Raw genomic sequence first — 26,482 nt, forward strand, 5'->3', positions numbered from 1 at the left:
CGGGGCGTCAGACCAGCTTCTGCAGCGCCTCCAGGTTGGGCTGCAGCTTCACCTCGCCAGAGGGCACGCCGGCCTCCACCTTGAACTTCGGCAAGGCCGTGTGGCGCACCGCGGGCACCGCCAGCGGCATCCCGTCGCGGTTGATCAGGCTCACCACCGTGAGCGGCGCGCGCGGGTTAGGCTGCCGTTTCATCACCAGCGCGATCTCGCCGCACGCGAGCTTCACCCAGGCACCCGGCGGGTGCAGGCCCGTCTCCGCGAGCAGGGCCTGGCCCGCCTCGTCCGGGTGGCCGCCTTCGTCGAAGAAGGCCGCCTGGGCCGCGGCCTTGGCCGACAGCGCCGCCCGGTTGCGGCGCGCGCTCAGGCGCGCCGCGTAGCGGTCGGCGCGCAGGATCAGGCGCGCCAGCCGCAGCCCCGGCGCCAGCGTCGCCAGGGGGCCGCTGGGCGCGCTATGGTGGTGGCGCACCGCCTCAAGCCACAGCGCATCGTCCACGCCGGCGGCCTGCAGCAGCCCGGCGCCGCGGGTCGCGTGGCCCTCGACCGCGGCGCGCTGGGTGGCCGTCAGCGGCGTGCTCTGGCGCACCAGCTCGTTCTGCAGGGGCACCATGCCGACGTTCATCGTGAGCGCCGCGCGGGTGAGCGGCCGGCGCCAGGCGTCGTCCCAGCCGTGCAGGCGCGGCCCGGCCAGTGCGCACAGCATCATCACGAGGATGGCGTGGTGGGTGCTGTAGTCCTCCGGGCGGGTGCCGGCCATGTGGACGAAGCGCAGCAGCGTGCCATCGGGCTGGCGGTCCAGCCGGGCCAGCATGGTGTCGCCCAGTTCATCCAGGCGGCCGAGCCAGCCCGGGGCCTGGGTGTCGGCCAGCAGCACGCGCGCCCGGCCCTCCAGGTCCGGCCACTCCAGCGGCCGCTCCACCGGCCTGGCCTCCAGCGTGCGCAGGTCGTATTCGGGCCGCAGCGCGGCGATGGCGCCAAGCGTGGTGTCCCCGGCCCGGAACGCCATGTCCACCTGGTTGTTCAGCCGGCGCTGCACGAGCTCGCTCTCGCCTTCCTCCACGAACAGGCGGCGTCCGAGCAGCAGGCTGAGCTGGTGGCGGTCCGCGATCGGCGCCCCGCGCTGGACCAGCACGCGCCCCTCCACATCCCTCAGCGAGAAGGGCAGCGGGTGGCCGGGAACCAGGCCATCGGGGCTGATCGGGACGAGCTTCATGAACGTGGGGCAACTCGGCGCATTCGGTAGGGATGTCGGCGCGCCGGCCCGGTTCTTGAGGCCGGCCCCGCGCTCAGCGGGCCGCCGAGGGTGGCGGGGGGGGCGGCGGCAGCTGGCTGTCGTCCAGCCGGCGGATCGCGGTGGGGCCCGGCAGCAGGCGCAGCAGCACGGCCGCCTCGGTGGCCCCGGCCGACCCCGCGGACACGCGCGCGGCGGACACGCCGCGGCGGCCCAGGTGGGTCTCGATCGCGGCGACGCGGCCGGCCGCGACGGCGCTGCCGGGCGGGCTGACCACCAGGCGGGCGGTCGGCTGGCGCTGCAGGCTCTGGGCCAGCTTGTCCAGCACCGCCTGCAGCGGCGGCCGCGGCGGCAGCGCCGCCGGGGTGTCGTAGGCGTACTTCACCGGCACCGACAGGCGCACCGAACCGTCGCGCTCGCCGGCGACACGCACCGGCGTGCCGGCGAAAAGCTCCCCCAGCCAGCGCGCCTCGGCCGCCAGCGCCGCGCCGGGCGGCAGGCCGCCGGCCGGGTCGGCCGGGGCGGCCGGCGACGTGGGCGCCGACGCCGCGCCGGCGGGCCCGCTGGGCGGCGTGGGGGTCTGGCAAGCGCTCAGCGCCGCGATGGCGCCCAGCGCAGCGAGCCAGCGAAAGCGGGGCGAAGGGCGGCGGCCGGCGCCGTGCAGGATGTCACGCATGGCCGCCATTGCAGCAAACGGGCGGCCGACCCCTCGGCGACCAGGTGTAAGCGCCGTCAGTGGCGGTGAACGGTGCCCCCGTACAATCCCCGGCTCTTCCGTCCGAGGAGCGTTGCGACGGTGGCCCCGCCTACTGGGCCCCGCCAGGCTCGGCACGGGCACACCCCGCCGGCTCGGCGCGTGTGCGACAACGGCGCTCACCCCAGGCCGCGCCGCGGCCGCCGCGGGTGAGCCGTGGCGCTCCAGCGGCCGCCCCCTTCCTGCCGCCGCCATGACCACCGCCGCCGAACCCTCTCCCCTCGTGCCCCCGATGCGCCTGTCCGGCCTGGAGCCCGTGTCCATCGGCGCCGGCTCGCTGTTCGTGAACGTCGGCGAGCGCACCAACGTCACCGGCTCCAAGGCCTTCGCCCGCATGGTCCTGGCCGGCCAGTACGAGCAGGCGCTGGCCGTCGCGCGCCAGCAGGTGGAGAACGGCGCCCAGGTCATCGACATCAACATGGACGAGGCCATGCTGGACAGCCAGGCGGCCATGGTGCGTTTCCTGCACCTCATCGCCGGCGAGCCCGAGATCGCGCGCGTGCCGATCATGATCGACTCGTCCAAGTGGAGCGTGATCGAGGCCGGCCTGAAGTGCATCCAGGGCAAGGGCATCGTCAACTCCATCTCGCTGAAGGAAGGCGAGGCCGAGTTCCGGCGCCAGGCCACGCTGGTGCGCCGCTACGGCGCGGCGGCCGTGGTGATGGCCTTCGACGAGCAGGGCCAGGCCGACACCTTCGCGCGCAAGACGGAGATCTGCGCCCGGGCCTACCGTATCCTGGTGGACGAGGTGGGCTTCCCGGCCGAGGACATCATCTTCGACCCCAACATCTTCGCCATCGCCACCGGCATCGAGGAGCACGCCAACTACGCGGTGGACTTCATCGAGGCCACGCGCTGGATCAAGCAGCACCTGCCGGGTGCCAAGGTCTCGGGCGGCGTCAGCAACGTGAGCTTCAGCTTCCGTGGCAACGATCCCGTGCGGGAGGCCATCCACACCGTGTTCCTGTACCACGCCATCCAGGCGGGGATGGACATGGGCATCGTCAACGCCGGCATGGTGGGCGTGTACGACGAGCTCGAGCCCGGCCTGCGCGAGCGGGTGGAGGACGTGGTGCTCAACCGCCGCACCGACGCCACCGAGCGGCTGCTGGAGATCGCCGAGAGCGTGAAGGGCGCGGCCAAGGACGAGACCACGCGCCTGGCCTGGCGCCAGGCGACGGTGGACGAACGCCTGTCGCACGCCCTGGTACACGGCATCACCGACTTCATCACCGAGGACACCGAGGAAGCCTGGCGCGCCATCGAGGCGCGGGGCGGCCGGCCTCTGCACGTGATCGAAGGCCCGCTGATGGCCGGCATGAACATCGTGGGCGACCTGTTCGGCGCCGGCAAGATGTTCCTGCCGCAGGTGGTCAAGAGCGCGCGCGTGATGAAGCAGGCGGTCGCCCACCTGCTGCCCTACATCGAGGCCGAGAAGGCGGCGCTGGCGGCGGCCGGCGGCGAGACCCGCGCCAAGGGCAAGGTGGTGATCGCCACCGTGAAGGGCGACGTGCACGACATCGGCAAGAACATCGTCACCGTCGTGCTCCAGTGCAACAACTTCGAGGTGGTCAACATGGGCGTCATGGTCCCGTGCCAGGACATCCTCGAGAAGGCGCGCGCCGAAGGGGCCGACCTGATCGGCCTGTCCGGCCTGATCACGCCCAGCCTGGAGGAGATGCAGCACGTCGCCGCGGAGATGCAGCGTGACGCCTGGTTCCGCGAGAAGAAGCTGCCGCTGCTGATCGGCGGCGCCACCACCAGCCGGGTGCACACCGCCGTGAAGATCGCGCCGCACTACGAAGGGCCCGTGGTCTACGTGCCCGACGCCTCGCGCGCGGTGGGCGTGTGCGCCGAGCTGCTGTCCGACGACCGGGCCGCGGCCTACATCGACGAGCTGAAGGCCGACTACGAGCGCGTGCGCACGCTGCACGCGGGCAAGAAGGCCACGCCGCTGGTCAGCCTGGCGCAGGCGCGGGCCAACAAGACGCCGATCGACTGGTCCTCGCCCCCGGCCGCGCCGCGCTTCATCGGCCGACGCGTGTTCCGCCAGTACGACCTGGCCGAGCTGGCCCGCTGCATCGACTGGGGCCCCTTCTTCCAGACCTGGGACCTGGCCGGGCCCTACCCTGCCATCCTGGACGACGCCGTGGTGGGCGAGGCCGCGCGGCGCGTGTTCGCCGATGGCCAGGCCCTGCTCAAGCGCATCGTCGACGGCCGCTGGCTGCAAGCGCACGGCGTGATGGCGCTGTACCCGGCCAACACCGTGGACGACGACGTCATCGAGATCTATGCCGACGAGTCACGCCAGGAGGTGCTGATGCGCTGGGCGCCGCTGCGCCTGCAGACCGAGCGCCCGGTGATCGACGGCGTGCCCCGCCCCAACCGCAGCCTGGCCGACTTCATCGCCCCCAAGGGCGTGCAGCCCGACCACATCGGCCTGTTCGCTGTGACGGCCGGCGTGGGCTGCGAGGCGCGCGCCGCCGCCTTCGAGGCGGCGCACGACGACTACTCCGCCATCCTGCTGAAGGCACTGGCCGACCGCCTCGCCGAAGCCTTCGCCGAGCGCCTGCACCAGCGAGTGCGCAGCGAGCTGTGGGGCTACGCGGCCGACGAGCAGCTGAGCCTGGAGGCGCTCATCGCGGAGAAGTACCGCGGCATCCGTCCGGCGCCCGGCTACCCCGCCTGCCCGGACCACGGCGTGAAGGCGGACATGTTCCGCGTGCTGGGCTGCGACGAGATCGGCATGGGCCTGACCGAGAGCCTGGCCATGACCCCGGCCGCCAGCGTGAGCGGCTTCTACCTGGCGCACCCCGAGGCGCGCTACTTCAACGTGGGGCCGGTGGGCGAGGACCAGCTGGGCGCCTGGGCGGCGGCGCTGGGCATCTCGGCCGATGCCGCGCGGCGGCGGCTCGTCTCGGTGATCGACGGCAGGCCGGGCGCTGCGGCGTAGAAGCTGGCGTTGAGCTGCGTCTGCCGCACCAGGTGGCTGCGGTAGCGCTGGAACAGCTCCGCGTCCACCGGGCCCGGGTCGCGCCAGAAGCTGTCGAGCGGGCCGGGGTGCACCAGGCCGGGGATGGCCCACATGCACTCGCCCAGCGCGATCACCGGCGTGCCGTGGTAGAGCGCCTGCAGGCCCGTGGTGCTGTTGACGGTGACCACGCCAGCCGCGTGCTTGAGCAGCGTGGGCAGGTGCTGGTCATGGAGGTACTGCACCCGGTCGGCCACGCCCAGCGCCTCCGCCTCGCGCGAGATGAGGCGGGTGTAATCGTTGTAGGGGCGGTCCAGCGGATGGTGCTTGAACACCAGGAGCTGGTCCGGCGCCGCGTGGCGGGCGAAGGACCCGAGCACCTCGCGGATGAAGGCCGGCACTTCCTTGAAACGCGAGTGGCGGCGGATCTGGCTGTCGTTGTAGACCTGCAGCGGCACCAGGAAGAACTGCTTGTGGTTGTGCGGCGCGGCGAGGGCGTCCTGCATGCCCCGCTCGGCGAACCGGTACCACCACTTGCGCCACGCGCCGTGGGCCCACTTCAGGCCCTCACGCACCGGCGCGATGGACCGGTGGTGGCGGTAGTGCGGGTAGCGGCCATGGCCGATGCAGCGGGCCAGCGAATAGGTCATGGCCGCGCGCGCCACCCGGCCGAAGGTCTGGCCGGTGGGCTGCGGCGCGGCCTGCGGCTCCGGGTTCAGCGCGCGGTAGAAGGCCGGGTCGCGCGGCAGCGGCGACGCCGCATTGACCCCGCCCACCTCCAGCGTGACGTAGTCGGGCCGCACGTAGCCCTCCTCGAACACGAACACCGTGATGCCCTGCGCGCGCGCCACCTCGATGGCCGCCTGGTGCATGCGGCGGGACTGCCCGAACAGCACGATGGCGTCGATGCGCAGCTCGGCCAGCAGCTCGCGCAGGCGGGCCGGCCACGCGTCCAGCGGCTGCTGGAAGCGGATGACGCCCTCGCCCCGGTGGAACCAGTCGTCGCCGGCGTTGAAGTTGACCTTCCAGACCTGCTGGCCGTGCGCCCGCAGGGTCTCCCCGAGCCGTTCGAAGAACGGCCCCATCGGCCCTTGCAGCAGCAGCGTGCGTCGCTGGCCGAGCAGGCGTTCGAGGGAGGTGGGAATCATGCGGGCGGAGGTCGGTCGCGCGGAACGGCAATGCGAAGCAACCCGCGTTCCCGCGGGCACCAGGCGGCGCCCGGCTGGGCACCACGATGGCGAATCACTGTGACACTCTAGGGAAAGCCCGGGAATGTGACGATCCCACGATTCGGCCGTCTGCGTGGGGGAGTTGACGGTTGTTGACGGTCGTTCCTGCCGCAAATGCTGCGCCGGCAGGCCGGGCGCCCGGGTGCGCTCAGGCCGCCTCACCCGTCCACAGGCGGCGCCAGGCGACGAGGTGGCGCAAGGTCCAGCGCCAGGCCCGCCGCACCGGCGTCACGCCCGTGGAGCCGCCGGGCGACTCTTCCCGCCAGGCCTGCAGCTCCTCCAGCGCCCACTCGGCCGTCGTGAAGTGGCCCGTGGTGCGGCTCACGTAGGTGGGGTACAGCAGCAGCACGCCCGCCACCAGGGCGTCCAGGGTCAGCGCACGCCCGCGGCGCGGCGTGGGCACGCGGTCCTCGGTGAGCCCCCAGCCGGCATAGAAGGGCGCGCCCCAGCACACCACCGGCTTGCCGCGCAGCAGCGCCTCGAAGCCGGCGAGCGAGGTCAGCACGTGCACCTCGTCCACCGCCCGCAGCACGTGGTCCATCGGCGCATCGGTCACCACCTCGTCGCACCAGCGCGCCGCCGCGCCCTCGCCCTGGCCCTGCTCGCGCAGGCGGGCCACCACATCCGGGTGCGGCTTGTAGACCAGGTGCGCGTCAGGCCGGGCCTGGCGCACCGCCTTGAGCAGGGCGACATTGCCACGCAGTGCGGGCGCCCCCCAGCGGATGGAGGCGTCGGACTCCACCTGGCCCACGACCAGCACCACCGGTCGCGCCGTGTCGGGGCGCGACCAGGGCGCGAGCCCCACGTTGTACTTGGTCAGGCCGAGCGCGAGGATGCGTTCGCGCAGCCGGGCCGCCCGCTCGCACAGGGCGGTGTCGAAGGTGGTGTCGGCGAGCAGCCGCTCCAGTCGCGACGGCGCGCTGGCGTCGTAGTACAGCCCGAGGTCGTCCACCACCCACGACAGCGGCCGCACCAGCTCGGCGCCCAGGCCCACCGAGCGCAGGAAACCGTCCTCCAGCCGGATGACCGGCGGCACCGGCGCCCCCGCGGGCACGGCCGACGACGGCACGGGCCGGCGCCCCCACAGCACCATGGGCAGGCCGTCCGGCACCGGGCGCGTGGGACGCTGGAAGCGCAGCTGGCTGCCCGCGAGGAAGGCCCGGGCAATGGGCTTCTTCCAGCGCGAGAAGCCCACCGCGGCCAGGTGCGCAGGAAAGCGCTCGCGCATGCGGCGCTGCAGGGCCATCCACGCCACCAGGCGCTCGGGCTCGCAGCGCTGCTGCGTCTCCGGATCGAGGAAGCGCGCGTAGTCCACCAGCGCGGCATGGACGAGCGCCTCCAGCGGCACCGGCGTGCGGCGGTCCGGCCGGGGCAGCTCGTCCGCGGTGAGGCCCCAGCCACCATAGAACGGCAGGCCGAAGCAGCGCACCGGCCGCCCCCAGAGCAGCGCCTCGAAGCCCATCTGCGAGGTGACCGTGTAGACGGCCGCGGCCGGCTCGATGACCCCGGCCGCATGGGCCCAGGTGGCCAGCACCTGCACCCTGGCCGCCGCGCCGGGCGACAGGCGGTCGAAGTGGCCGCGCTTGCGACCGGCGAGCACATCCGGGTGCACCTTCAGCACGACGCGCGCGCGGGGATGCTCGTCCAGCGCGGCCTCCAGCATGCGCGCGAAGTGGTCCGGACCCGCGCCGCCGAAGGTGATGGAGGCATCGCCCCAGGTCTGGTCGACGACCAGCACGTCGCCCGGCGCCACGGCCCCGGGCTGCTCGCGCGCGGCGTTGTACTTGGACACGCGGCCTGCCCGCCAGGCGGCCGCCAGTGCCCGCGCGCGCATCGCACGTTCCGCGCTGAGCGGCAAGCCGATCAGCCGCTCCAGCCGCGAGGGCTGGCTGGCGTCGTAGTAGATGCCCTGGTCGTCCAGCACCACCGCCAGCGGCGGCTCGTCCTCGCCCAGCCCGAGCGAGCGCAGGAAGCCGTCCTCGACGCGCACGAGCGGCACGCCCAGCGCGGCCGCGCGGGCTTCGGCCCGCGCCGCGCTGGGCTTGCGGCCCCAGGCCAGCACGCCGTCGGGCCGTCCCTGGCGCTGGTCGTGCACCAGGGTGACGCCGGGCAGCAGCGCCGCCAGGCTGGACGTGCGCCGCAGCAGCGGACGCTGCACCCAGGCGCGCTGCCAGCCGGCCAGCGGATCAAGCACCACGGCGTGCCCCGCGGGGGGCGACCCGGATCACAGGCCCTGGGCGGCGAAATGGGGGTTGTCGAAGCCCGGCTTGCCGTAGCGCAGGTCGGTGCCGTCGGCCACCACGGTGACCCGGCCGCCCGCGGCACGCAGCACGGCGTCGCCGGCGGCGATGTCCCATTCCATGGTGCGGCCCAGGCGCGGGTACAGGTCGGCCTCGCCGGCAGCCACCAGGCACAGCTTGAGCGAGGAGCCGGCGTTGGTGCGCGATGCCACCTTGCGGCCGTTGAGGAAGGCGTCGAGCGCCGTCTCGTCGCCATGCGAGCGGCTGGCCACCACCGTGAGCCCCTCGGCCGGCACGGCACGGCATTGGATGGCCCGCTTGCCCTCGGTGTCTTCCAGCCAGGCGCCCAGCCCGGCGGCGCCGGTGAACAGGCGCCCCTTGGCGCCCACGGCCGGTGCATACACCAGCCCCAGCACGGGGCGGCCCTGCTCGATGAGGGCGATGTTCACCGTGAACTCGCCGTTGCGGCTGATGAACTCCTTGGTGCCGTCCAGCGGGTCCACCAGGAAGAAGCGATCGCTCACATCAGGCGTCCGGCCGGCGGCCACTTCCTCTTCGGCCACGACGGGAATGGAAGGTGCAATCTCCTTCAGGCCCGCCAGGATCACCGCCTCGGCCTTCTGGTCGGCCTGGGTCACGGGCGAATCGTCGCCCTTGCGGGTGACATCGAAATCGGTGGCGTAGATGTCCATGATCACCTGACCGGCAGCCCGGATCAGCGGCGTCAGGCGGTCGAGCAGAGCGGCGGCATCGGTCGGCGTGAAGGTGGTCATCGAAATACTCATGAACAAATGAGGGATGTGCCATTGTGCCCGGGGCATGCCACAATCCAATCCCCTAAAACATTTACTGACCGTGATTGGCCTCTCCACCGACCCCCGAGATCGCTGCGCTGAACGCGCGCCGTCGGCGTGCGGTGGAGCTGCGCATCGACGGCCTGAGCCTGGCGCGGATCCGCGAGGCCACGGGCCTGAGCGTGCCCACGATCATCCAGGCGAGCAAGGCCTTCGAAGCCGGCGGCTGGGCGGCGGTGGCCGTGCGGCCGCGGGGTCGCCCTCGTGGCGACGGGCGGGTGCTGACGCTCACGCAAGAATCATCCCTGCGCCGGGCCGCCCTGCACGACACGCCCGAGCAGCATGGGCTGCCGCCTGGGCTCTGGACGGGCTCGGGCCTGCGCGCGCTGGCCGAGCGCCACTTCGGCGCGGCGCTGGAGCCGCGCGCCGTCTCCCGGATGCTGGAGCGCTGGGGGCTGGCACTGGTGCCCTTGCGGGCCGAGGGCGTGGAACGCCCCGCGGCCGAGTCCGCGTGGCTGGCGCACACCTGGTCGCCGGCCGTCGAGGCGGCCCGGGCTCGCAAGGCGCAGGTGGCGTGGGCCGGCAGCCTGGCCCACCCGGAGCTGCCCCATCCCGGCGGCCTGCTGGTGGCCAGCCGGCCGGTGGGCAGCCTGATGTGGTGGCCGGTGGCCGGCACGCTGGCCGCTGCCGACACCTACATCGAGTTCTTCTCGCGGCTGCTGCGCAGCGCCGTCGGGCCCTGGCAGCTGTTCCTGCACGGGCCGGATTTCCGGCGCGTGCCGGCGGTGCAGCGCTGGCTGACCGCGCATCCCCGGCTGACGCTGGACACCGGTCCGGTGGCGCCGCGCGCCCGGCAGGCGGCCGAGCCGCCGCCGGCCGAGGCGCCGCCCCTGCCCCGCTCGCCGGCGCCAGCCACATCCGTCACGTTTTCCCCTGCCGCGGCGCCGGAGGCGCCCGATACCGCGGCGATCATCCCCGCGCCACCGACCGCACCGGCCGCGCCGGGTGCCCGAACCGCCGCACCGGCCTCGCCCGGTGCCCCCTCCCTTTCCCTTCCGCCTGAACCCAGAAACGGACACCGTACTGCCATGAACCTGACCCACCTGCAGCGGCTGGAGGCCGAGAGCATCCACATCATGCGAGAGGTCGTCGCCGAGGCCGACAACCCGGTGATGCTGTACTCCATCGGCAAGGACTCCGCGGTGATGCTGCATCTCGCGAAGAAGGCCTTCTTCCCGTCGCCCCCGCCGTTCCCGCTGCTGCACGTGGACACCACCTGGAAGTTCCGGGCGATGTACGAGATGCGCGACCGCATGGCCAAGGAGCTCGGCATGGAGCTGCTGGTGCACCACAACCCCGAGGCCATGGAGATGGGCATCAACCCCTTCACCCACGGCTCGCAGATCCACACCGACATGTGGAAGACGCAGGGCCTGAAGCAGGCCCTGGACAAGTACGGCTTCGACGCCGCGTTCGGCGGCGCCCGCCGCGACGAGGAAAAGAGCCGCGCCAAGGAGCGCATCTTCAGCTTCCGCTCGGCGCAGCACCGCTGGGACCCGAAGAACCAGCGCCCGGAGCTCTGGCGCCTGTACAACGGCCGCAAGCAGAAGGGCGAGTCGATCCGCGTCTTCCCGATCTCCAACTGGACCGAACTGGACATCTGGCAGTACATCTACCTCGAGAACGTGCCCATCGTGCCGCTGTACTTCGCGGCCGAGCGTCCCGTGGTCGACCGTGACGGCACGCTGATCATGGTGGACGACGACCGCTTCCCGCTGCGCGAGGGCGAGGTCCCGATGAAGAAGAAGGTGCGCTTCCGCACGCTGGGCTGCTACCCGCTGTCGGGTGCCGTCGAGTCCGAGGCCGACACGCTGCCGTCGATCATCCAGGAGATGCTGCTGACCAAGACGTCGGAGCGCCAGGGCCGCATGATCGACCACGACGCCGCCGCCTCGATGGAGAAGAAGAAGCAAGAAGGCTATTTCTGAGGCCCCCACGCGCGCTGGCGCGCGCTGCCCCCCCGAGGGGGCTCGCGCAGCGGACCGGCGAAGCCGTATCCGCGCACGCCACCGGGCTGGCACATGCCTGCGCCTTCCGAGTGCCACTTGGCAGAACACACGAACGCATTTAAGGATTCATCATGGCCCACCAATCGGACCTGATCTCCGTCGACATCGAGAAGTACCTGAAGCAGCACGAGAAGAAGAGCCTGCTGCGCTTCATCACCTGCGGCTCGGTGGACGACGGCAAGTCCACCGTCATCGGCCGCCTGCTGTACGAATCGAAGATGCTCTTCGAGGACCAGCTCGCCGCCATCGAGAACGACTCCAAGAAGTGGGGCACCCAGGGCGGTGACATCGACTTCGCGCTGCTGGTCGACGGCCTGGCCGCCGAGCGTGAGCAGGGCATCACGATCGACGTCGCCTACCGCTTCTTCTCCACCGACAAGCGCAAGTTCATCGTCGCCGACACCCCGGGCCACGAGCAGTACACGCGCAACATGATCACCGGCGCCTCCACCGCCGACGTGGCCGTGATCCTGATCGACGCGCGCAAGGGCGTGCTCACGCAGACGCGCCGCCACAGCTACCTGGTGAGCCTGATCGGCATCCGCAAGGTGGTGCTGGCCATCAACAAGATGGACCTGGTGGACTACTCCGAGAAGGTCTTCAACCAGATCAACGAGGAATACCGCGAGTTCGCCAAGCAGATCGGCATGACCGACATCACCAGCATCCCGCTGTCGGGCCTGAAGGGCGACAACATGCTGGTGGCCAGCGAGAAGACGCCGTGGTACCACGGCCCCACGCTGATGGGCTTCCTGGAAACCTGCGAGATCGACGAGACCCGCATGCAGAAGCAGCCCTTCCGCATGCCGGTGCAGTGGGTGAACCGCCCCAACCTGGACTTCCGCGGCTTCTGCGGCGTGGTCACCGGCGGCATGGTCAAGCCGGGCGACCGCATCCGCGCCCAGCCTTCGGGCCGCGAGAGCAAGGTGGCGCGCATCGTCACCGTCAACGGCGACCTGCCCATGGCCGTGGCCGGGCAGTCGGTCTGCATCACGCTCGAGGACGAGATCGACATCTCGCGCGGCGACGTCATCTCGGGTGCGGAATCGCCCGCCGAGGTGGCCGACCAGTTCGAGGCCACGCTCGTGTGGATGCACGACGAGCCGATGATGCCTGGCCGCTCCTACCTGCTGAAGGTGGGCACGCAGACCGTCACCGCCTCGATCACCGAGCCGAAGTACAAGGTGAACGTCAACACGATGGAGCACCTGGCGGCCAAGAAGCTCGACCTGAACGAGATCGGCGTGGTCAACCTCGCCCTGGACCGTCCCATCGCGTTCGACGCCTACACGGACAACCGTGACACGGGTGGTTTCATTCTCATCAACCGCCTGACCAACAACACGGTGGGCGCCGGCATGCTGCACTTCGCGCTGCGCCGGTCGCACAACATCCACATGCAGCATGTGGACGTGGACAAGGTGGCGCGTGCGTCGGCCAAGGGCCAGCGCCCGGGCGTGCTGTGGTTCACGGGCCTGTCGGGCGCCGGCAAGTCCACCATCGCCAACCTGGTGGAGAAGAAGCTGCATGCGATGGGCCGCCACACCTACCTGCTGGACGGCGACAACATCCGCCACGGCCTGAACAAGGACCTGGGCTTCACCGAGGCCGACCGCGTGGAGAACATCCGCCGCGTCTCCGAGGTGGCACGCCTGATGGTGGACGCCGGCCTGATCGTGCTGACCGCCTTCATCTCGCCGTTCCGCTCGGAACGGGCGATGGCGCGCGGCCTGCTGGGCCAGGGCGAGTTCATCGAGATCCATGTGGACACCCCGCTGAACGTGGCCGAGGACCGGGACGTGAAGGGCCTGTACAAGAAGGCCCGTCGCGGCGAGATCGCCAACTTCACTGGCATCTCCAGCCCCTACGAGGCGCCCGAGTCGCCGGAGCTGCGCATCGACACCACGCTGCTCAACGCCGACCAGGCGGCCGACGCGGTGATCTCGAAGATCAAGGAGCTCGGCCTGATCTGACGACGCGGTTGACGTCCGTCAAGCCGGCGTGAGCAAGGCCTCACGCCGGCCACGTTACAAGGCGTCGGCCGCTTAACGGGCCGTGGCGCCGGTCGATATCTCGGGTCACCAGGGGGTGCGTGGCGCACCCCCGCCCCGATCCGAGATATCGCATGCCCTCCTCCCTCGACTTCCTGCGGCCCCGGCACACCGCCGTGGCGGCCGTGCTGGCCAGCCTGCTGCTGGCCGCCTGCGGCGGTGGCGGTGGCGAACCCGCCGCCGACGCCCCCGTGGCGGGCGTGACCCCGCCCGATGGCGGCTCCGACGATGGCGGCGGTGCCGGCGCCGACGGTGGCCTCCAGGCCGGCTACCTCGCCGTGCCCACGACGCGGGCGGATGCCTTCCGCCTGCTCACCCAGGCCAGCTTCGGCCCCACCGAGGCGGCGATCTCGCGCGCCATGTCGCTGGGCGCCGCCGGCTGGGTGGACGAGCAGCTGGCCATGTCCGCCCGCTCGGTGCACCTGGCCCGCTGGAACGCCGAGAACACCGCCGTCAAGGCGGTCAATCCGGACGCCAACGCCGGCCCGAACCCGGTGATCTCGTCGTTCTACCGCGAAGCGCTGCAGGCCAATGACCAGCTGCGCCAGCGCACGGCTTACGCGCTGTCACAAATTTTCGTCGTCTCCCTCGCCGACCTGAGCAGCGAGCGCGCCCAGGCGGCCGCGTCCTGGAACGACATGCTGACGCGCAATGCCTTCGGCAACTACCGCACGCTGCTGCGCGACGTGGCCATGCACCCGGCGATGGGCCTGTACCTGTCGCACCTGAAGAACCGCAAGGAAGACCCGCGCACCGGCCGCGTGCCCGACCAGAACTTCGCCCGCGAGCTGATCCAGCTGTTCTCCATCGGCCTGGTGCAGCTGAACATCGACGGCACGCCCCGGCTCGACGGCAGCGGCCGGCCGATCCCCACCTACGACACCGCCGACATCGAAGGCCTGGCGTCCGTCTTCACCGGTTTCTCCTGGGGCGGCCCGGACACGCTGAACAGCCGCTTCAACGGCGTCACGCGGGACCCGAACCGCCTGACGATCCCGATGCAGGGCTACACGCAGTACCACTCGATGCTGCCCAAGACCTTCCTGGGCACCACGGTGGCCGCGCAGGGCGTCGCCAACCCGGGCGCCAGCCTGACCACGGCGCTGGACACCATCTTCCACCATCCGAACGTGGGCCCGTTCATCGGCCGCCAGCTGATCCAGCGCCTGGTCACCAGCCACCCGAGCCCCGCCTACGTGGCGCGCGTGGCCACGGTCTTCAACAACAACGGCGCCGGCGTGCGCGGCGACCTGAAGGCCGTGGTGCGTGCGGTGCTGCTGGACGAGGAAGCGCGCTCCACCGTCGCCATGGCGGCGCCGCAGTACGGCAAGGTCAAGGAGCCGGTGCTGCGCCTGACCGCCTTCCTGCGCGCCTTCAACGCCAAGAGCGACAGCGGCAAGGTGCTGATGACCGCCACCGACGACCCGGGCCGCCAGCTGGGCCAGACCCCGCTGCGCTCGCCGAGCGTCTTCAACTTCTACCGCCCCGGCTTCGTGCCGCCCGGCGGGGAAGCAGCCGGCGCCGGCCTGACGCTGCCGGAGATGCAGATCACCAACGAGACCACCGTCGCGGGCTACGCCAACTACATGATGACGGTGGTGCAGAAGGGCGCCGGCCAGTGGGGCGCGGACGGCAAGGGCCTGCGGCCCGACCTGCAGCCCGACTACGGTGCGCTCAAGCCGCTGGTGAACGACCCCGCGGCCCTGGTGGACCAGGTCAACCGCCGCCTGCTGGGCGAGGGCATCGGCGCCACGCTGCGCAACGAGCAGATCAGCGCCGTCTCCTCCATCGTCATCCCGGTCCTGCGCCCCGATGGTCGCAACCAGGCCGCCGTGGAGCGCGCCAAGTCGAACCGCCTCTGGGCCGCCACCGCGCTGACCCTGGTGACCCCTGAATTCGTCGTCCAGAAGTGACGCGCCCGGCCACGGAACCCCGACCATGACCCGACCGCTTTCTCCCCTTACCCGCCGTGAGCTGCTGCGCCGCGGCGCCGTCCTCGGCCTGAGCCAGCCGGTGCTGTCCGGCCTGGGTGGCCTGGGCCTCAGCCTGGCCGCCATGGGCCCGGCGGCGGCCGCCAACACCAGCGGCTACAAGGCCCTGGTGTGCCTGTTCCTGATGGGCGGCAACGACGCCTACAACACCGTGCTGGCCACCGACAGCGCTTCCTGGGCCGCCTACAACGCGGCACGCGAAGGCGGCCTGGAAGGCATCGCCCTCGCCGCGCCCGGCACCCCCGCCGGCACCGGCTCCCTGCATGCCCGCCTGGGCGGCGTGCTGCCCATCAGCCCGCTCAACGCCCAGGGCCGCACGCTGGCCGTGCACCCGGTGCTCGGTGGCGTGCGCGACCTGTTCGCCTCGCAGCGGCTGGCCATCGTCAGCAACGTGGGCCCGCTGGTGGGCCCCATCACCAAGGCGGCGTTCGTGGCCGGCACGGCGGCGCGCCCGCCGAAGCTGTTCTCCCACAACGACCAGCAGTCGGTGTGGCAGTCCTTCTCCGGCGAGGGCAGCACCAAGGGCTGGGGCGGCCAGATGGCCGACCGCATCCTCTCCGCCAACGGCCGCTCGATGTTCACCTCCGTGAGCCTGACCGGCGACGCGGTGTGGCTGTCGGGCCAGTCCGCCCGCGCCTACCAGATGACCGCCGAGGGCGCCATCCACGTGGGCGGCAGCGACGGGCTGGTGTATGGCTCCGCCACGGTGCGCCAGAAGATGATGGCGCTGATGGGCGCCGCGCGCGACAACAGCATCCTGCAGCGTGAGCACGCGGCCGTGTCGGCGCGCTCCATGGAGGCCGAGGCCGTGCTGTCGGCCGCCCTGCCCGGCGCCGGCGCGGGGCCCTGGGGCACCGGCGGCCTCGCCCCCGGCCAGGCCGACCCGATGCTGATGTACCGCGACCCGGAGACCGGCGCCATGACGCCCAACCCCGTGGCCCAGCAGCTGCAGGCAGTGGCCCGCATGGTCGCGGCCCGGTCCACGCTCGGCATGGCGCGGCAGGTGTTCTTCGTCGGCATCGGCGGCTGGGACACCCACGACACCCAGCAGCCGCGCCACGCCCGCCTGCTGGCCCAGCTGAACCACGCGCTGCGCTACTTCGACACCACCACCCAGGCCATGGGCGTGGACGACTACGTGACGACCTTCACCGCCAGCGACTTCGGCCGCACCTTCGCCGGCAACGGCGACGGCTGCGACCACGGCTGGGGCGGCCACCACTTCGTGATGGGCGGCGCGGTGCGCGGCGGTGACGTCTACGGCAAGCTGCCCGTGTACGGCACGGCCGACGGCAGCGGCGGCTTCACCAGCGACGACCAGCTGCGCGGCGGTGCGCTGCTGCCCACGACGAGCGTGGAGGCCTACGCCGCCACGCTGGGCCGCTGGTTCGGCCTCACCGACAGCGAGCTGCTGGCGGTGCTGCCGGGCCTGTCGCGCTGGAACGTGTCGCAGCGCAACCTGGGCTTCCTCACCGCCTGAGCGCCCGCGCCGGGCGGTCGGCGCGGCCCCCCGCCTGTGGTGTACTGCGGGGGTGAGCGCCGCCGCCTTCCCGTCCGACCCGCCCACGCCGGCCGCCGGCCCCGGGGCGCCTGCCGCCGCCGGCACCGCCGCTGCGCTGCTCGAGCGCGTGCGGGCGGTCTCGCCCTCCGGCCCGCCGGGGCCGCCCGGGCCCTGGGCGAAGCTGGCGTCCGGTGACCCGGCGCCCGCCGACTGGCTGCGCGCCGCACAGGCCTGCCACGCCGCCTGGCTCAAGGGCGGCGCCGGCGCCGACCCGGTGCATGGCCGGCTCTTCGCCGACCTGGCCCTCGCGGCCTGGCAGTCGCTGCCGCCTGCCGATCGCCCGGCCTGCGGCCTCGGCGCCCCGCTCGTGCGCGCCCTGGCCGAGCTGGACGACGGCCCCGCGCTCGGCGCCCTCGCGCAGGAGGTGGCCGCCGCCGCCACGCACCCCGGCCGCCTGGGCGCCCCGCCGGCCGAGCAGCTGGTGGCCGCGCTGCTGCGCCACCTGCGGCAGCGCCGCGACTGGCCCGCCCTGGCCCGGCTGCTCGCGGCCCTGCGGCCGGTGTGGCACGCGTGCGCCGGCTGGCAGGCGCCGGCCCTGGGCGCGGTGTCCGCGCTGGCGCGCCACGCGGACGACCTGGCCCCCCTGCGCCTGGCCGCGATGTGGGTCGAGCCCCTGTGTGCGCTGGCCCATGCCGCGGGCGACACGCCGGCAGACGATCCCGCGCAACGGCTGGGCCGCTGGAACGAGGTAGGCCGCCTGGCCCTGCGCACCCTGCAGGTGGGCGCCATGCAGCAGGCCGCCGATGCGCTGCTGGCCCACGGCGGGCTGGCCGCGGAGGACAGCACCGCCTTGCTGGTGCAGCTGCTGGCCACGCTCGGCTCGCTGGCACCGGACGACACCACCCGTGCGCTGCTGGCGCGAGCCGGAGCGCATGGCCACCATGCCGGGCTGCGCCTGTCCATGGCCAAGCTCGCCCATGCCGACGGCGCCGAGGTGCCGCAGCTGCGCGAACTGCTGGGGCCGCTGGACCTCGACGAGCCCGGGGCCGCCACCGCGATGGGCTGGCTGGCCGGCATCTGCTTCCACCAGGGCCATGAGCGCGAGGCCATCGGCCTGTACCGGGCGCTGGAGTCGCGGCGTGCGCTGTCGGCCATCGACCGCCTGCGGCTGGGCCACCTGCGCTCGCGCGAGGAATCGGGCTTCCTGCCCACGCACCCGGCGGCGCCCGAGCCGGCGGCGGACACGGCCCACGCCACGGCCACCGACAGCGACCTGGCCGAGGCGCGCGCGCAACGCAGCGCGCGCGACACCTGGCCCGAGGACCTGCTGGCGCCCTTCGGCGCGGCGCTGGCGCCGCTGAGGGCGCTGCTGTCGGTGGCGCCCACGCACGACAGCCGCTACGACGCCGCGGCGCTGGCGGCGGCGGGCCAGGCCGCACTGCACGACTTCACCGCCGGGCTGCAGGCTGCGCCGCCCGCCAGCCTGCAGGCCTGCCTGCGCCTGGCCCGCCACCTGTCGCAGCTGGCGGACGCGGCCTTCGGCCACCATGCCCGCTGGCCCGAGGCCTTCGGCATGGCGTTCGGCCCGGCCTACGGCCGGCTCGACCCGCAGCGCTGCCGGGCCCAGCACCGCACCGTGCAGCGGCATGTGGTGGCGCTGTGCAGCCATGCCATCGAGCGCCCGCGCGCCTTGCAAGGCGGCGCCGGCGTGGCCAGCCTGCGCCATGTGGAGCAGCTGGAGGCCCAGCGCGCGGAGGCCCGCTGGGCCCTGGGCGAGGCCGACGCCGCCCTGGACGACCTGGCCCGCCTGGACGCCCAGCTGGGGCCGCTGGCGGCCGAACCGCGGGCGCGCCTGCGCCTGCGGGCCTGGCTCACCGCCGGGCGGCTCGACGCGGCGCGCGCCGCCCTCGCCTCGCCGCAGGACGAGCTGCTGCCGCTGCGCGAATGGGATGCCTGGCTGGCCGCCGAATCGGCCAGCGCACGCCTGCTCGTGGCAGACCGCCCATGCGAGGGCCACTTCGAGTCCGTCGGGCCCGACGGCGCCTGCCGCCGCCATGCGCATCGCCTGGCTCCCACGGCCCTGTCCCTCAGCCGCCACGCCGGCCTGGGCGTGCGCAACTCGCACCTGCTCATCGGCCGGCAGGGCGGCATCCTGCGCCCGGCCGACTGGCACCTGAGCATGGGCGAGTACCCCTACGACCACCGCCACGTGCGCGCCCGCGGCGGTGCCGGCGCGCGTGCCGCCGTGCTCGGCGCGCCGCGCTGGCGCACGGTGGACCGCCCGGCCCTGGTGCTGGCCAACCTGGACGCGACCTTCCACCGCAACTTCTACCACTGGGTGGTGCTGCTGCTGTCGCGCATCGACGCCCTGCACCGCGCAGGCCTGTTCTCGGCGGAGCGGCCGCTGTGGCTGCCGGCCGAGCTGTCGGGCTGGATGCGGTCCTCGCTGGTGGACATCAGCGTGCCCGACAGCGCGCTGTGCAGCTATGGCGAAGACGAGGACCTGTGGCTCACCGACGCCTGGGTGGCCTCGCCACTGGAGTTCGCCAGCCCTGCGCTGCTGGACGGCCTGCGGCGCACGCTGCTGGGCGCCGCCGGCTGCGACGCGGACGCGCCCGCCCCGGCCGGGGGCGCGCTGCTGTACATCTCGCGCCGCGGCGAAGGACGGCGGCCGCTGGTGGAGGAAGCCGCGCTGGAGTCGTTGGCCGAGTCACTGGGCTTCACGCTGGTGGCACCCGAGACCCTGAGCCTGCTCGACCAGGTGCGGCTGTTCGCCTCGGCCCGTGGGATTGCCGGGCCGCCCGGCGCCGCGTACACCAACCTGCTGTGGGCCGGTCGCGGCGCACGCGTGCTCTCGATCTTCAAGGAGGAAGCCAACTTGCCGACTTTCGTCGACCTGTCCCTGGTGCGTGGCCAGGCCCACCGCTGGCTGCTGGGCCGCAACCTGCCGGGTTATGAGCTGATGTCGGTGGTCAACGCCCCCTACAGCGTGGACATGGCGCTCGCCGAGGCGCAGCTGCACTGGGTGGCCGGCGCCGGCACGGAGGCCGTCGAATGAGCAGCACCCCCCTGGCGGCGGGCGCCGCCGTGCCGGCGCTGGGGCGCGTCTGGCTGGACGAACTGCTGGCCCGCTGCGAGCGCGAGGGCCTGAGCCTGCCCGGCGGTGCCCAGCTGCAGCAGAAGCTGCACCGCCCCGAGGTGCCGGCGGCGGCCCGCGGCCGCCTGGCCCAGGTGATGCACCACGAATGGGTGAAGGGCCGGCAGGACGTCCCGCCCTGGCAGCTGCAGGCCACCGTCGAGGCCATCGAGGCCTGGTGGCACACGCTGCCCGAGGGCACCGAGCCGCTCGGCGCCGGCCTGGTCCCCGCCTGGATCCGCGCGCAAGGCACGCTCGGGCGGGTCCAGCCCCTGGCCGACGCGGCCCTGCGCTGGCAATCGCAGCTGGCCCTGCCCGAGCACGAGGCGGTGGCCCTGGCGCTGCTGCGCCAGCTGCGCCGCCTGAAGGGCGAGGCCGCCATCGAACCCACGCTGGCGCTCATCGACGCGCTGGGCGAACGCTGGCAGCCGGAGGTCGACTGGACAGCCGAGCTCACCGGCTCGCTGGCCATGGTGGCGCGCGCCGCCGAGCAGCTGGCGCCGCTGCAACGCGTGGCGGCCTGGGTGGAGCGGCTGGCCCCGCACACTGCCCGTGCCGGCGTCGAGGCCTGGCGCACGCCACTCGTGAGCGCGGCCGTGCGCTGCGCGCACCTGCCGTCGCTGCGCCAGCTGGCCGAGGCGATGCTGGCTTTCGACGACCCGGCCGCCAACGACGGCTTCGCACTGGCCAGCGCCATCGCCACCCTCGCCGATCTCGCGCCGGGTCCCGAGGTCGACGCACTCGCCGAGCGCGCCGCGCAGGCCTGGCCGAAGCAGCCCTCCATCCAGCGTGAGCTGGCGCGCCGCCGCCGCGCCGCGGGCACGCTGGTGCAGGACCTGGCGGCGCCGCTGCTGGCGCTGGAGCCCACCCACCCGGCCACGCCCAGCGCCTGGCAACTGCTGGCCGAGTACGCCTTCCACGACGGCGACACGGCACTGGCCGAGCAGGTCTACCAGAAGCTCGCGGACATCGGGGCGCTGGACGACCAGGCGGAGATGCGCCTGGCGCACCTGCGCCTGCAGCAGTCGCGCGTGGCGGCCCTGGCGCAGCCGGGGGCCGGCGGCCTGCGCGAGGCCGCGGGCCCGACCCACTTCGACGCCGAGGCGCTCGGCCCGGTGGCGCCGGCCCTGGCGGCCCTGGCGCAGCTGGTGGCCGAGCCGCCGCGGCACGACAGCCCCCACACGCCCGCCGACATCACCCGCGCCGGGGCCGCTGCCCTGGCCGAGTTCGACGCCGCCTGCCGCGCCGCCATCGCGGCCGACGAGGGCCCGACCGCGGCCCAGGCCCTGGCCGCCGCCACCCACCTGTGGGTGCAGGCCAACTGCGGCGCGCTGGACCTGGCCCACTGGGACCAGGTCTTTCCCTTCGAGGTGGGCCCGGCCTTCGGCGTGCTCGACGGCCAGCGCGCGCGGGCGCAGTGCATGGCGGTGCTGGCGCACCTGGTGACGCTGGTCGGCCATGTCATGCGCCAGGACCGCCCGCTGCGTGGTGCGCCGACCGAGGGCAGCGTGGCGGCCCTGATCGGCCTGCTGCAGCTGCAGCTCGACGCCCGGCTGGCCATGCGCCAGCCGCACGAGGCGCTGGCCGACCTGGCCGACGCGCGCCAGCGGCTGGGCGCGCTGGGCGCCGGCGCCGTCGAGCCCATGCAGGAGCGGGCGCTGCTCGCCGCCGGGCAGGCCACTTCCGTGCAGGCCGACATCGCGCGGCTGCACCCCACCGAGGCCGCCGCGGCGCGCGTGCTGGAGGTGTGGCCGCTGCGCGAGTGGGCCGACTGGCTGCGCGCCGAGGGCGTGACCGACCATGCGCTGGTGAGCGACCCGCCCTGCCCCGGCCAGTTCGAGGTGGTCGACGTGACGGGGCGGCTGCGGGTGGAGCGCCACGCCGCCGAAGCGACCACGCTGAGCCTGGCCCGCGTGACCGACCTGCGAGTGCGCGCCATCCACCTGCTCATCGCACCGCAGGGCGGCATCCTCAAGCCGCACCCGTGGCACCTGCAGATGGCCGACTTCCCCTACCCGCACCCGTCGGTGGTGGCGCGCGGTGCGGCAGGCACGGTGATGCGCCGCGCCACGCGCTGGCAGCGTGTGGACGAGCCGCTGGTGGTGCTGGCCAACATGGACGCACCCTTCCACCGCAACTACTACCACTGGATGGTGCTCACCCTCGCGCGCATCCACGGCCTCATGGTGCGCGGCATCCTCAAGACGCGCCGCCTGCTGCTGCCGCGTGAGCTGAACGGCTGGATGCGCAGCTCGCTCGCCGACATCGGCCTGGATGACAGCCGCGTGCGCTGGTACGAGGCGGCGGACGACCTGCGCCTGTCCGATGCGCTGGTGGCCTCGCCGGCCGAGTTCGCCAGCCCGACGCTGGTGGAGGGCCTGCGCCGATGCCTGTGGCAGGCCGCCGGCCTCGACCCGGATGCCCCGCCGCCGCTGGCGCGGCGCGTCTACCTCGCCCGCCGGGGCGAGACGCGCCGCCCCATGGCGGAGGCCGAGGACATGATCGCCCTCGCCGAGTCGCTGGGCTTCGAGATCGTGGCCCCGGAGACGCTGAGCCTGCTGGACCAGGTGCGCCTGTTCGCCACCGCCCGTGCGATCGCCGGCCCGCCCGGCGCCGCCTTCACCAACCTGATGTGGACGCAGCCGGACTGCCGGGTGCTCACCGTGTACAAGCAGGACATCTACTCGCCCACCTTCCTCGACCTGTCCTTCCTGCGCGGCCAGGCGCACCGCTGGCTGCAGGGCCGCAGCCTGGCGGGCTTCGAGGGCGTGTCCATCGTGACCTCGCCGTTCTCGGTGGACCTGGCGCTGGCGCGGCAGGCGCTGCAGTGGGCGGCGGGCGACGCATGACGGCGCCGCCCGTGCGCTTCCTGGACCTGCAGGCGGTCTACCGCGAGGACCAGGCCGCCTACGACGCCGGGTACCGCCGCGTGATGGACAGCGGCCGCTGGCTGCTGGGCCCCGAGCTGGAGGCCTTCGAGGCCGAGTTCGCCGCCTTCCTGGGGTGCCGGCACGTGGTGGGCGTGGGCAACGGGCTGGACGCGCTGGCGCTGGCGCTGCAGGCGGCCGGCATCGGCCCGGGCGACGAAGTGATCGTGCCGGCCCACACCTTCATCGCCACCTGGCAGGCGGTGCGGCTGGCCGGCGCCACGCCGCGCGCGGTGGAGCCCGCCCCGGGCCGCTTCAACATCGACGCCGCCGGCGTGCAGGCGGCGCTCACGCCGGCCACGCGCGCGGTGATGCCGGTGCACCTGACCGGCCAGCCGGCCGACCCGGCGGCCATCGCTGCACTGTGCGAGACGCACGGCCTGGTGCTCATCGAGGATGCCGCCCAGGCCCACGGCGCGCGCCACCAGGGGCGGCCGGTGGGCAGCTTCGGCCGCGCGGCCGGCTACAGCTTCTACCCGGGCAAGAACCTCGGCGCATTCGGCGACGCGGGCGCGGCAGCGACCGACGACGATGCGCTTGCGCGCACGCTGCGGCAGCGGCGCAACTACGGCAGCCTGCAGCGTTATGCGCACGAGACCGAGGGCGTGAACAGCCGGCTCGACGAGCTGCAGGCGGCCTTCCTGCGCGTGCGCCTGGCCCGCCTGCGCGAGCACAACGCCCGGCGCGCGGCGCAGGCAGCGCGTTATGCCGAGGCGCTGGCCGGCCTGCCCGGCCTGCAGCTGCCGGCCACCGTGCCCGGCGACGAACCGGTGTGGCACCTGTACGTGGTGCGACATGGCCGGCGCGACGCGCTGCAGGCGGCGCTGGCGGCCGCCGGCATCGAGACGCTGGTGCACTACCCGAAGCCGGTCTACCGCTTTGCCCCGTTCGCTGCCTTCGCACCCGACCCCGCGGCCACCGGACGCAGCCCCAGCGACACCCTGTGCGACGAGGTGCTGAGCCTGCCGATCGGCCCGCACCTCCGGCTGGACGAGGTGGACCGCGTGGCCGACGCCGTGCGGGCCTTCTGCCGTGCCGACGGTGCCACTGCCATGCCGCCTGCCCCATGAGCCCCACCCCGAGCGGCAAGCCGCTGTCGGCCGACGACTACGCCGCGCGCCACGACGGCGCGCTCGATTTCGAGGCGGTCTGCCTGCGCGCCCGCCAGGCGCACAACCTCGGCGTGGTGCAGCGCCTGGCGCCGGCCGTGGTGCTGGAGGTGGGCTGCGGCCCGGAGCGCCTGGTGGATGCGGTGTCCGCCGCGCCCGCGCCGCCCCGGGACTGGGTGATCGTGGAGCCCGCCACCCGCTGGGCCGAGGCGGCGCGCACGGCGACGGCCGGGCGCACGCGGCCGGCCGTGACGGTGGTGCACGACTACATCGAATCGGCCGGCGACGCCCTGGCGGTGCACTGGCCGGGTGAGCCCCGCGCCGACCTGGTGATCGTCTCGGGCGTGGTCCACGAGACGGCCGAGCCGCTGGCGCTGCTGCGGGCGGCCGTGGCCTGGCTGCGACCGGGCGGCCACCTGCTGGTGAGCGTGCCCAATGCCTTGTCCTTTCACCGCCTGCTGGCAGTGCAGATGGGGCTCATGCCCTCCCCCGAGACGCTGGGCGAACGCAACCGCCTGCTCGGCCAGCCGACGGTGTACCGGCCGCAGGACCTGCGCGCGCTCGTCGGCCCGCTCGGGCTGGACGAGGTGGAGATGGCCGGCTACCTGTTCAAGCCCTTCACGCACGCCCAGATGGCCCAGCTGCTGCCCTCGCTGGGCGAAGCCGGCGTGCAGGGGCTCATCGCCCTGGGCCGGCAGTTTCCGGAGCAGGCAGCGGAGATGGCGTTGCTGTCGCGGCGACCACCCGGTTCTTCCCCTGGCGCTTGGCCGCATACAGCGCATGGTCGGCCATGAGCACCAGCCGCCGCGGTGAGCCGTCGACGCCACCGTGGCGGGTGCCGGCAAGGCCAATGCTCACCGTGAGCCCGTGCACCCCCGGGGGCCAGCCCGTCTCCGCCTCGACGGCGCGGCGCAGCGCTTCGGCCACCGCGGCCGCGTGCTCGTGTGGGGTGTGGGGCAGCAGCACCGCGAACTCCTCGCCGCCGTAGCGCGCCGCCACGTCGCCGGCACGCTGGGCGTGGGCGGTCAGCAGCTCGGCGACCCGCTGCAGCACCTGGTCGCCCACCGGGTGCCCGAAGCCGTCGTTCACGCGCTTGAAGTCGTCCAGGTCGCAGATCAGCAGCGTCAGCTCGCTGCCGTCGCGCTGGGCGCGGCGGCACTCCGCCTCCAGGGCCTCGTCGAAGCGCCGCCGGTTGGCCAGCCCGGTGAGCGCATCGGTCACCGCCAGCGCCTCCAGACGGCGGTTGGCCGCGGCCAGGCGGTCTTCCACCTGCTTGCGCGCAGCGATGCCGCGCACATTGAGGATGGCGCGGGTGGTCGTGTCGCCCGCGCCGCGTGGCGGCAGGCGCTGGGAGCGCGCCTCCACCCACACCGGCTCGCCCGCCGCATGCAGCGCGCGCACGCGGTACTCCGATTCACCGCGCGCGGTCGCCGAGCGCGCCGCGGCCGCCACGCGGGCGGCGTCGTCCGGGTGGCAGAAGTCCTCCACGCGGCGGCCGAGCACCTGCTCGGGCGACCAGCCCAGCAAGCGTGTGATCGCCGGCGAGACGTAGGTCACCGCACCGTCGTGCAGCTCCAGCGTGACGTCGCTGGAGTACTCGGCCAGCAGGCGGTAGCGCGCCTCGCTCTCACGTGCGCGCTCCTGTGCGGCCTGCAACGCCTGCTGCTGGCGCTTGGCCGCCGTGATGTCCACGTGCACGAAGCAGCCCGTGCCGTCGGCCGCGTCCCCGCGCTGCTCCACCACCCGCACCCAGCGGTCGCCCGGCAATGCCAGCTCGAAAGGCGCCCCGGGGAAACGCCGGTTCTCCGCCAGCGTCTGCAGGCTGTCGCGCAGGCGCGGGGACTCGGCCGCCGAATCCCAGGCCTGCCGGTACAGCGCCTCGAACGGCCGGCCGGTGAGCGGCTCGTCGGCCGGCAGCCCGTAGAGGGCCAGGAACGCCGCGTTGGCCCAGACCATGTGGTCGCCGGAATCGACCACCAGCACGCCGTCGGGGATGCGCTCGAGAATGCCCCGCCAGGCCACCTCGCCGGGATGCTCCACCGGCTGGGTGGCGCGCGGTGCGCCGTCGACCGGGCCCAGCCTGCGCCACACGCGCAGGCGGCCGAACCGCCCCGCCTCCACCGACGACACGCGCAGGCGCTGGCCGAGGTGCTCGAACTCGTAAGGGCGGCGCTGGCTGCGGTGGCGCGCGATGCCCTGCTCGATGTAGCGCTCGATCAGGTCGAGCTCGGCCCCCTGCAGGCGCACCCCGTAGAAGCGCCGCAGGTTGTCGGCGTAGGGCTCCCCCACCTGCACGTGCCCGCGGTGCTCGGGAAACACGGCCAGGAAGGTCTCGTTCCATGCCACGGCCCGGTCCTGGCTGTCGAAGGCACAGAAGCCGATGTCCAGGCCGTCCAGGGCGGCCGCGATGCTGCGCAGGAGAACGATCTTCATGGGAACCAGGCGGCCTCACCCGATGCGGGCAGGCCGGGGCGCCCCAGTG

General features: G+C 73.5%; 14 protein-coding genes, 1 pseudogene and 1 riboswitch. Of the genes and pseudogenes, 9 read left to right on the forward strand and 6 right to left on the reverse strand.

Translation table 11 applies throughout. From position 1 onward, the window contains the following. Positions 1–7: 7 nt before the first annotated feature. The gene (locus ACE3UN_RS07975) at positions 8–1,210 is read right to left on the reverse strand and encodes an HD-GYP domain-containing protein (protein ID WP_374674395.1); all 1,203 of its coding nucleotides are present in this window, start codon (positions 1,208–1,210) and stop codon (positions 8–10) included. A gap of 73 nt (positions 1,211–1,283) precedes the next feature. Then, entirely contained in the window at positions 1,284–1,904 is a 621-nt protein-coding gene (locus ACE3UN_RS07980; RefSeq protein ID WP_374674396.1) for a hypothetical protein, read from the reverse strand. Positions 1,905–2,002: 98 nt separating this feature from the next. Next, a riboswitch (S-adenosyl-L-homocysteine riboswitch) is annotated at positions 2,003–2,110 on the forward strand. Between the two features lie 65 nt (positions 2,111–2,175). Here ACE3UN_RS07980 and metH point away from each other — a divergent pair. Then, positions 2,176–4,935, forward strand: a complete 2,760-nt coding sequence (gene metH, locus ACE3UN_RS07985) for a methionine synthase (RefSeq protein WP_374674397.1) — start codon at positions 2,176–2,178, stop codon at positions 4,933–4,935. A 56-nt stretch (positions 4,936–4,991) separates the two neighbouring features. Here the strand turns inward: metH and ACE3UN_RS07990 are convergent. The 3 genes and pseudogenes from ACE3UN_RS07990 to cysQ all read right to left on the reverse strand — a co-directional run. Then, a pseudogene (locus ACE3UN_RS07990) lies at positions 4,992–6,101 on the reverse strand (capsule biosynthesis protein); the annotation flags it as partial. A 229-nt stretch (positions 6,102–6,330) separates the two neighbouring features. Continuing rightward, positions 6,331–8,379, reverse strand: a complete 2,049-nt coding sequence (locus tag ACE3UN_RS07995; RefSeq protein WP_374674398.1) for a capsular polysaccharide biosynthesis protein — start codon at positions 8,377–8,379, stop codon at positions 6,331–6,333. A 27-nt stretch (positions 8,380–8,406) separates the two neighbouring features. Beyond that, positions 8,407–9,207, reverse strand: coding sequence for a 3'(2'),5'-bisphosphate nucleotidase CysQ (gene cysQ / locus ACE3UN_RS08000; RefSeq protein ID WP_374674399.1), 801 nt, complete (start codon positions 9,205–9,207; stop codon positions 8,407–8,409). Positions 9,208–10,304: 1,097 nt separating this feature from the next. Between cysQ and cysD the strand changes: the two genes are divergently transcribed. The 8 genes from cysD to ACE3UN_RS08040 all read left to right on the forward strand — a co-directional run bounded on the left by cysD (position 10,305) and on the right by ACE3UN_RS08040 (position 24,794). Beyond that, positions 10,305–11,204, forward strand: coding sequence for a sulfate adenylyltransferase subunit CysD (cysD, locus tag ACE3UN_RS08005; RefSeq protein WP_374674520.1), 900 nt, complete (start codon positions 10,305–10,307; stop codon positions 11,202–11,204). A 152-nt stretch (positions 11,205–11,356) separates the two neighbouring features. Next, positions 11,357–13,258, forward strand: a complete 1,902-nt coding sequence (cysN, locus tag ACE3UN_RS08010) for a sulfate adenylyltransferase subunit CysN (RefSeq protein ID WP_374674400.1) — start codon at positions 11,357–11,359, stop codon at positions 13,256–13,258. Between the two features lie 152 nt (positions 13,259–13,410). Then, a complete protein-coding gene (locus ACE3UN_RS08015) occupies positions 13,411–15,249 on the forward strand; it encodes a DUF1800 family protein (protein WP_374674401.1) in 1,839 nt (612 codons plus the stop codon). Positions 15,250–15,274: 25 nt separating this feature from the next. Next, complete coding sequence (locus tag ACE3UN_RS08020; protein WP_374674402.1) at positions 15,275–16,807, forward strand: DUF1501 domain-containing protein; 1,533 nt, start codon at positions 15,275–15,277, stop codon at positions 16,805–16,807. A gap of 52 nt (positions 16,808–16,859) precedes the next feature. After that, entirely contained in the window at positions 16,860–19,886 is a 3,027-nt protein-coding gene (locus tag ACE3UN_RS08025) for a glycosyltransferase 61 family protein (protein ID WP_374674403.1), read from the forward strand. Next, the gene (locus ACE3UN_RS08030; RefSeq protein ID WP_374674404.1) at positions 19,883–22,813 is read left to right on the forward strand and encodes a glycosyltransferase 61 family protein; all 2,931 of its coding nucleotides are present in this window, start codon (positions 19,883–19,885) and stop codon (positions 22,811–22,813) included. The genes ACE3UN_RS08025 and ACE3UN_RS08030 overlap by 4 nt, the downstream gene beginning before the upstream one ends. Further along, positions 22,810–23,961: a DegT/DnrJ/EryC1/StrS family aminotransferase gene (locus ACE3UN_RS08035; RefSeq protein ID WP_374674405.1), complete on the forward strand. Its 1,152-nt coding sequence runs from the start codon at positions 22,810–22,812 to the stop codon at positions 23,959–23,961. Before ACE3UN_RS08030 ends, ACE3UN_RS08035 begins: the two co-directional genes overlap by 4 nt. After that, positions 23,958–24,794 (forward strand): class I SAM-dependent methyltransferase, encoded by an 837-nt coding sequence (locus tag ACE3UN_RS08040; RefSeq protein WP_374674406.1) that lies wholly within the window; start codon positions 23,958–23,960, stop codon positions 24,792–24,794. The genes ACE3UN_RS08035 and ACE3UN_RS08040 overlap by 4 nt, the downstream gene beginning before the upstream one ends. On the opposite strand, the gene ACE3UN_RS08045 is transcribed toward ACE3UN_RS08040, so the two are convergent. Then, positions 24,679–26,433 carry a diguanylate cyclase gene (locus tag ACE3UN_RS08045; RefSeq protein ID WP_374674407.1) on the reverse strand — a complete coding sequence of 585 codons (1,755 nt, stop codon included), beginning with the start codon at positions 26,431–26,433 and terminating at the stop codon, positions 24,679–24,681. The genes ACE3UN_RS08040 and ACE3UN_RS08045 overlap by 116 nt on opposite strands. Positions 26,434–26,482 lie beyond the last annotated feature (49 nt).

Origin of the sequence: Ideonella sp. (assembly GCF_041918995.1) — a bacterium.
Lineage (GTDB): Bacteria > Pseudomonadota > Gammaproteobacteria > Burkholderiales > Burkholderiaceae_C > Ideonella.

What these genes read in the sequence shown, in the direction of transcription:
- ACE3UN_RS07975 (WP_374674395.1), bottom strand. Translation starts at nt 1,210, where the DNA reads ATGAAGCTCGTCCCGATCAGCCCCGATGGCCTGGTTCCCGGCCACCCG.
- ACE3UN_RS07980 (WP_374674396.1), bottom strand. Translation starts at nt 1,904, where the DNA reads ATGCGTGACATCCTGCACGGCGCCGGCCGCCGCCCTTCGCCCCGCTTT.
- metH (WP_374674397.1), top strand. Translation starts at nt 2,176, where the DNA reads ATGACCACCGCCGCCGAACCCTCTCCCCTCGTGCCCCCGATGCGCCTG.
- cysQ (WP_374674399.1), bottom strand. Translation starts at nt 9,207, where the DNA reads ATGAGTATTTCGATGACCACCTTCACGCCGACCGATGCCGCCGCTCTG.
- cysD (WP_374674520.1), top strand. Translation starts at nt 10,305, where the DNA reads ATGAACCTGACCCACCTGCAGCGGCTGGAGGCCGAGAGCATCCACATC.
- cysN (WP_374674400.1), top strand. Translation starts at nt 11,357, where the DNA reads ATGGCCCACCAATCGGACCTGATCTCCGTCGACATCGAGAAGTACCTG.
- ACE3UN_RS08015 (WP_374674401.1), top strand. Translation starts at nt 13,411, where the DNA reads ATGCCCTCCTCCCTCGACTTCCTGCGGCCCCGGCACACCGCCGTGGCG.
- ACE3UN_RS08020 (WP_374674402.1), top strand. Translation starts at nt 15,275, where the DNA reads ATGACCCGACCGCTTTCTCCCCTTACCCGCCGTGAGCTGCTGCGCCGC.
- ACE3UN_RS08030 (WP_374674404.1), top strand. Translation starts at nt 19,883, where the DNA reads ATGAGCAGCACCCCCCTGGCGGCGGGCGCCGCCGTGCCGGCGCTGGGG.
- ACE3UN_RS08035 (WP_374674405.1), top strand. Translation starts at nt 22,810, where the DNA reads ATGACGGCGCCGCCCGTGCGCTTCCTGGACCTGCAGGCGGTCTACCGC.
- ACE3UN_RS08040 (WP_374674406.1), top strand. Translation starts at nt 23,958, where the DNA reads ATGAGCCCCACCCCGAGCGGCAAGCCGCTGTCGGCCGACGACTACGCC.
- ACE3UN_RS08045 (WP_374674407.1), bottom strand. Translation starts at nt 26,433, where the DNA reads ATGAAGATCGTTCTCCTGCGCAGCATCGCGGCCGCCCTGGACGGCCTG.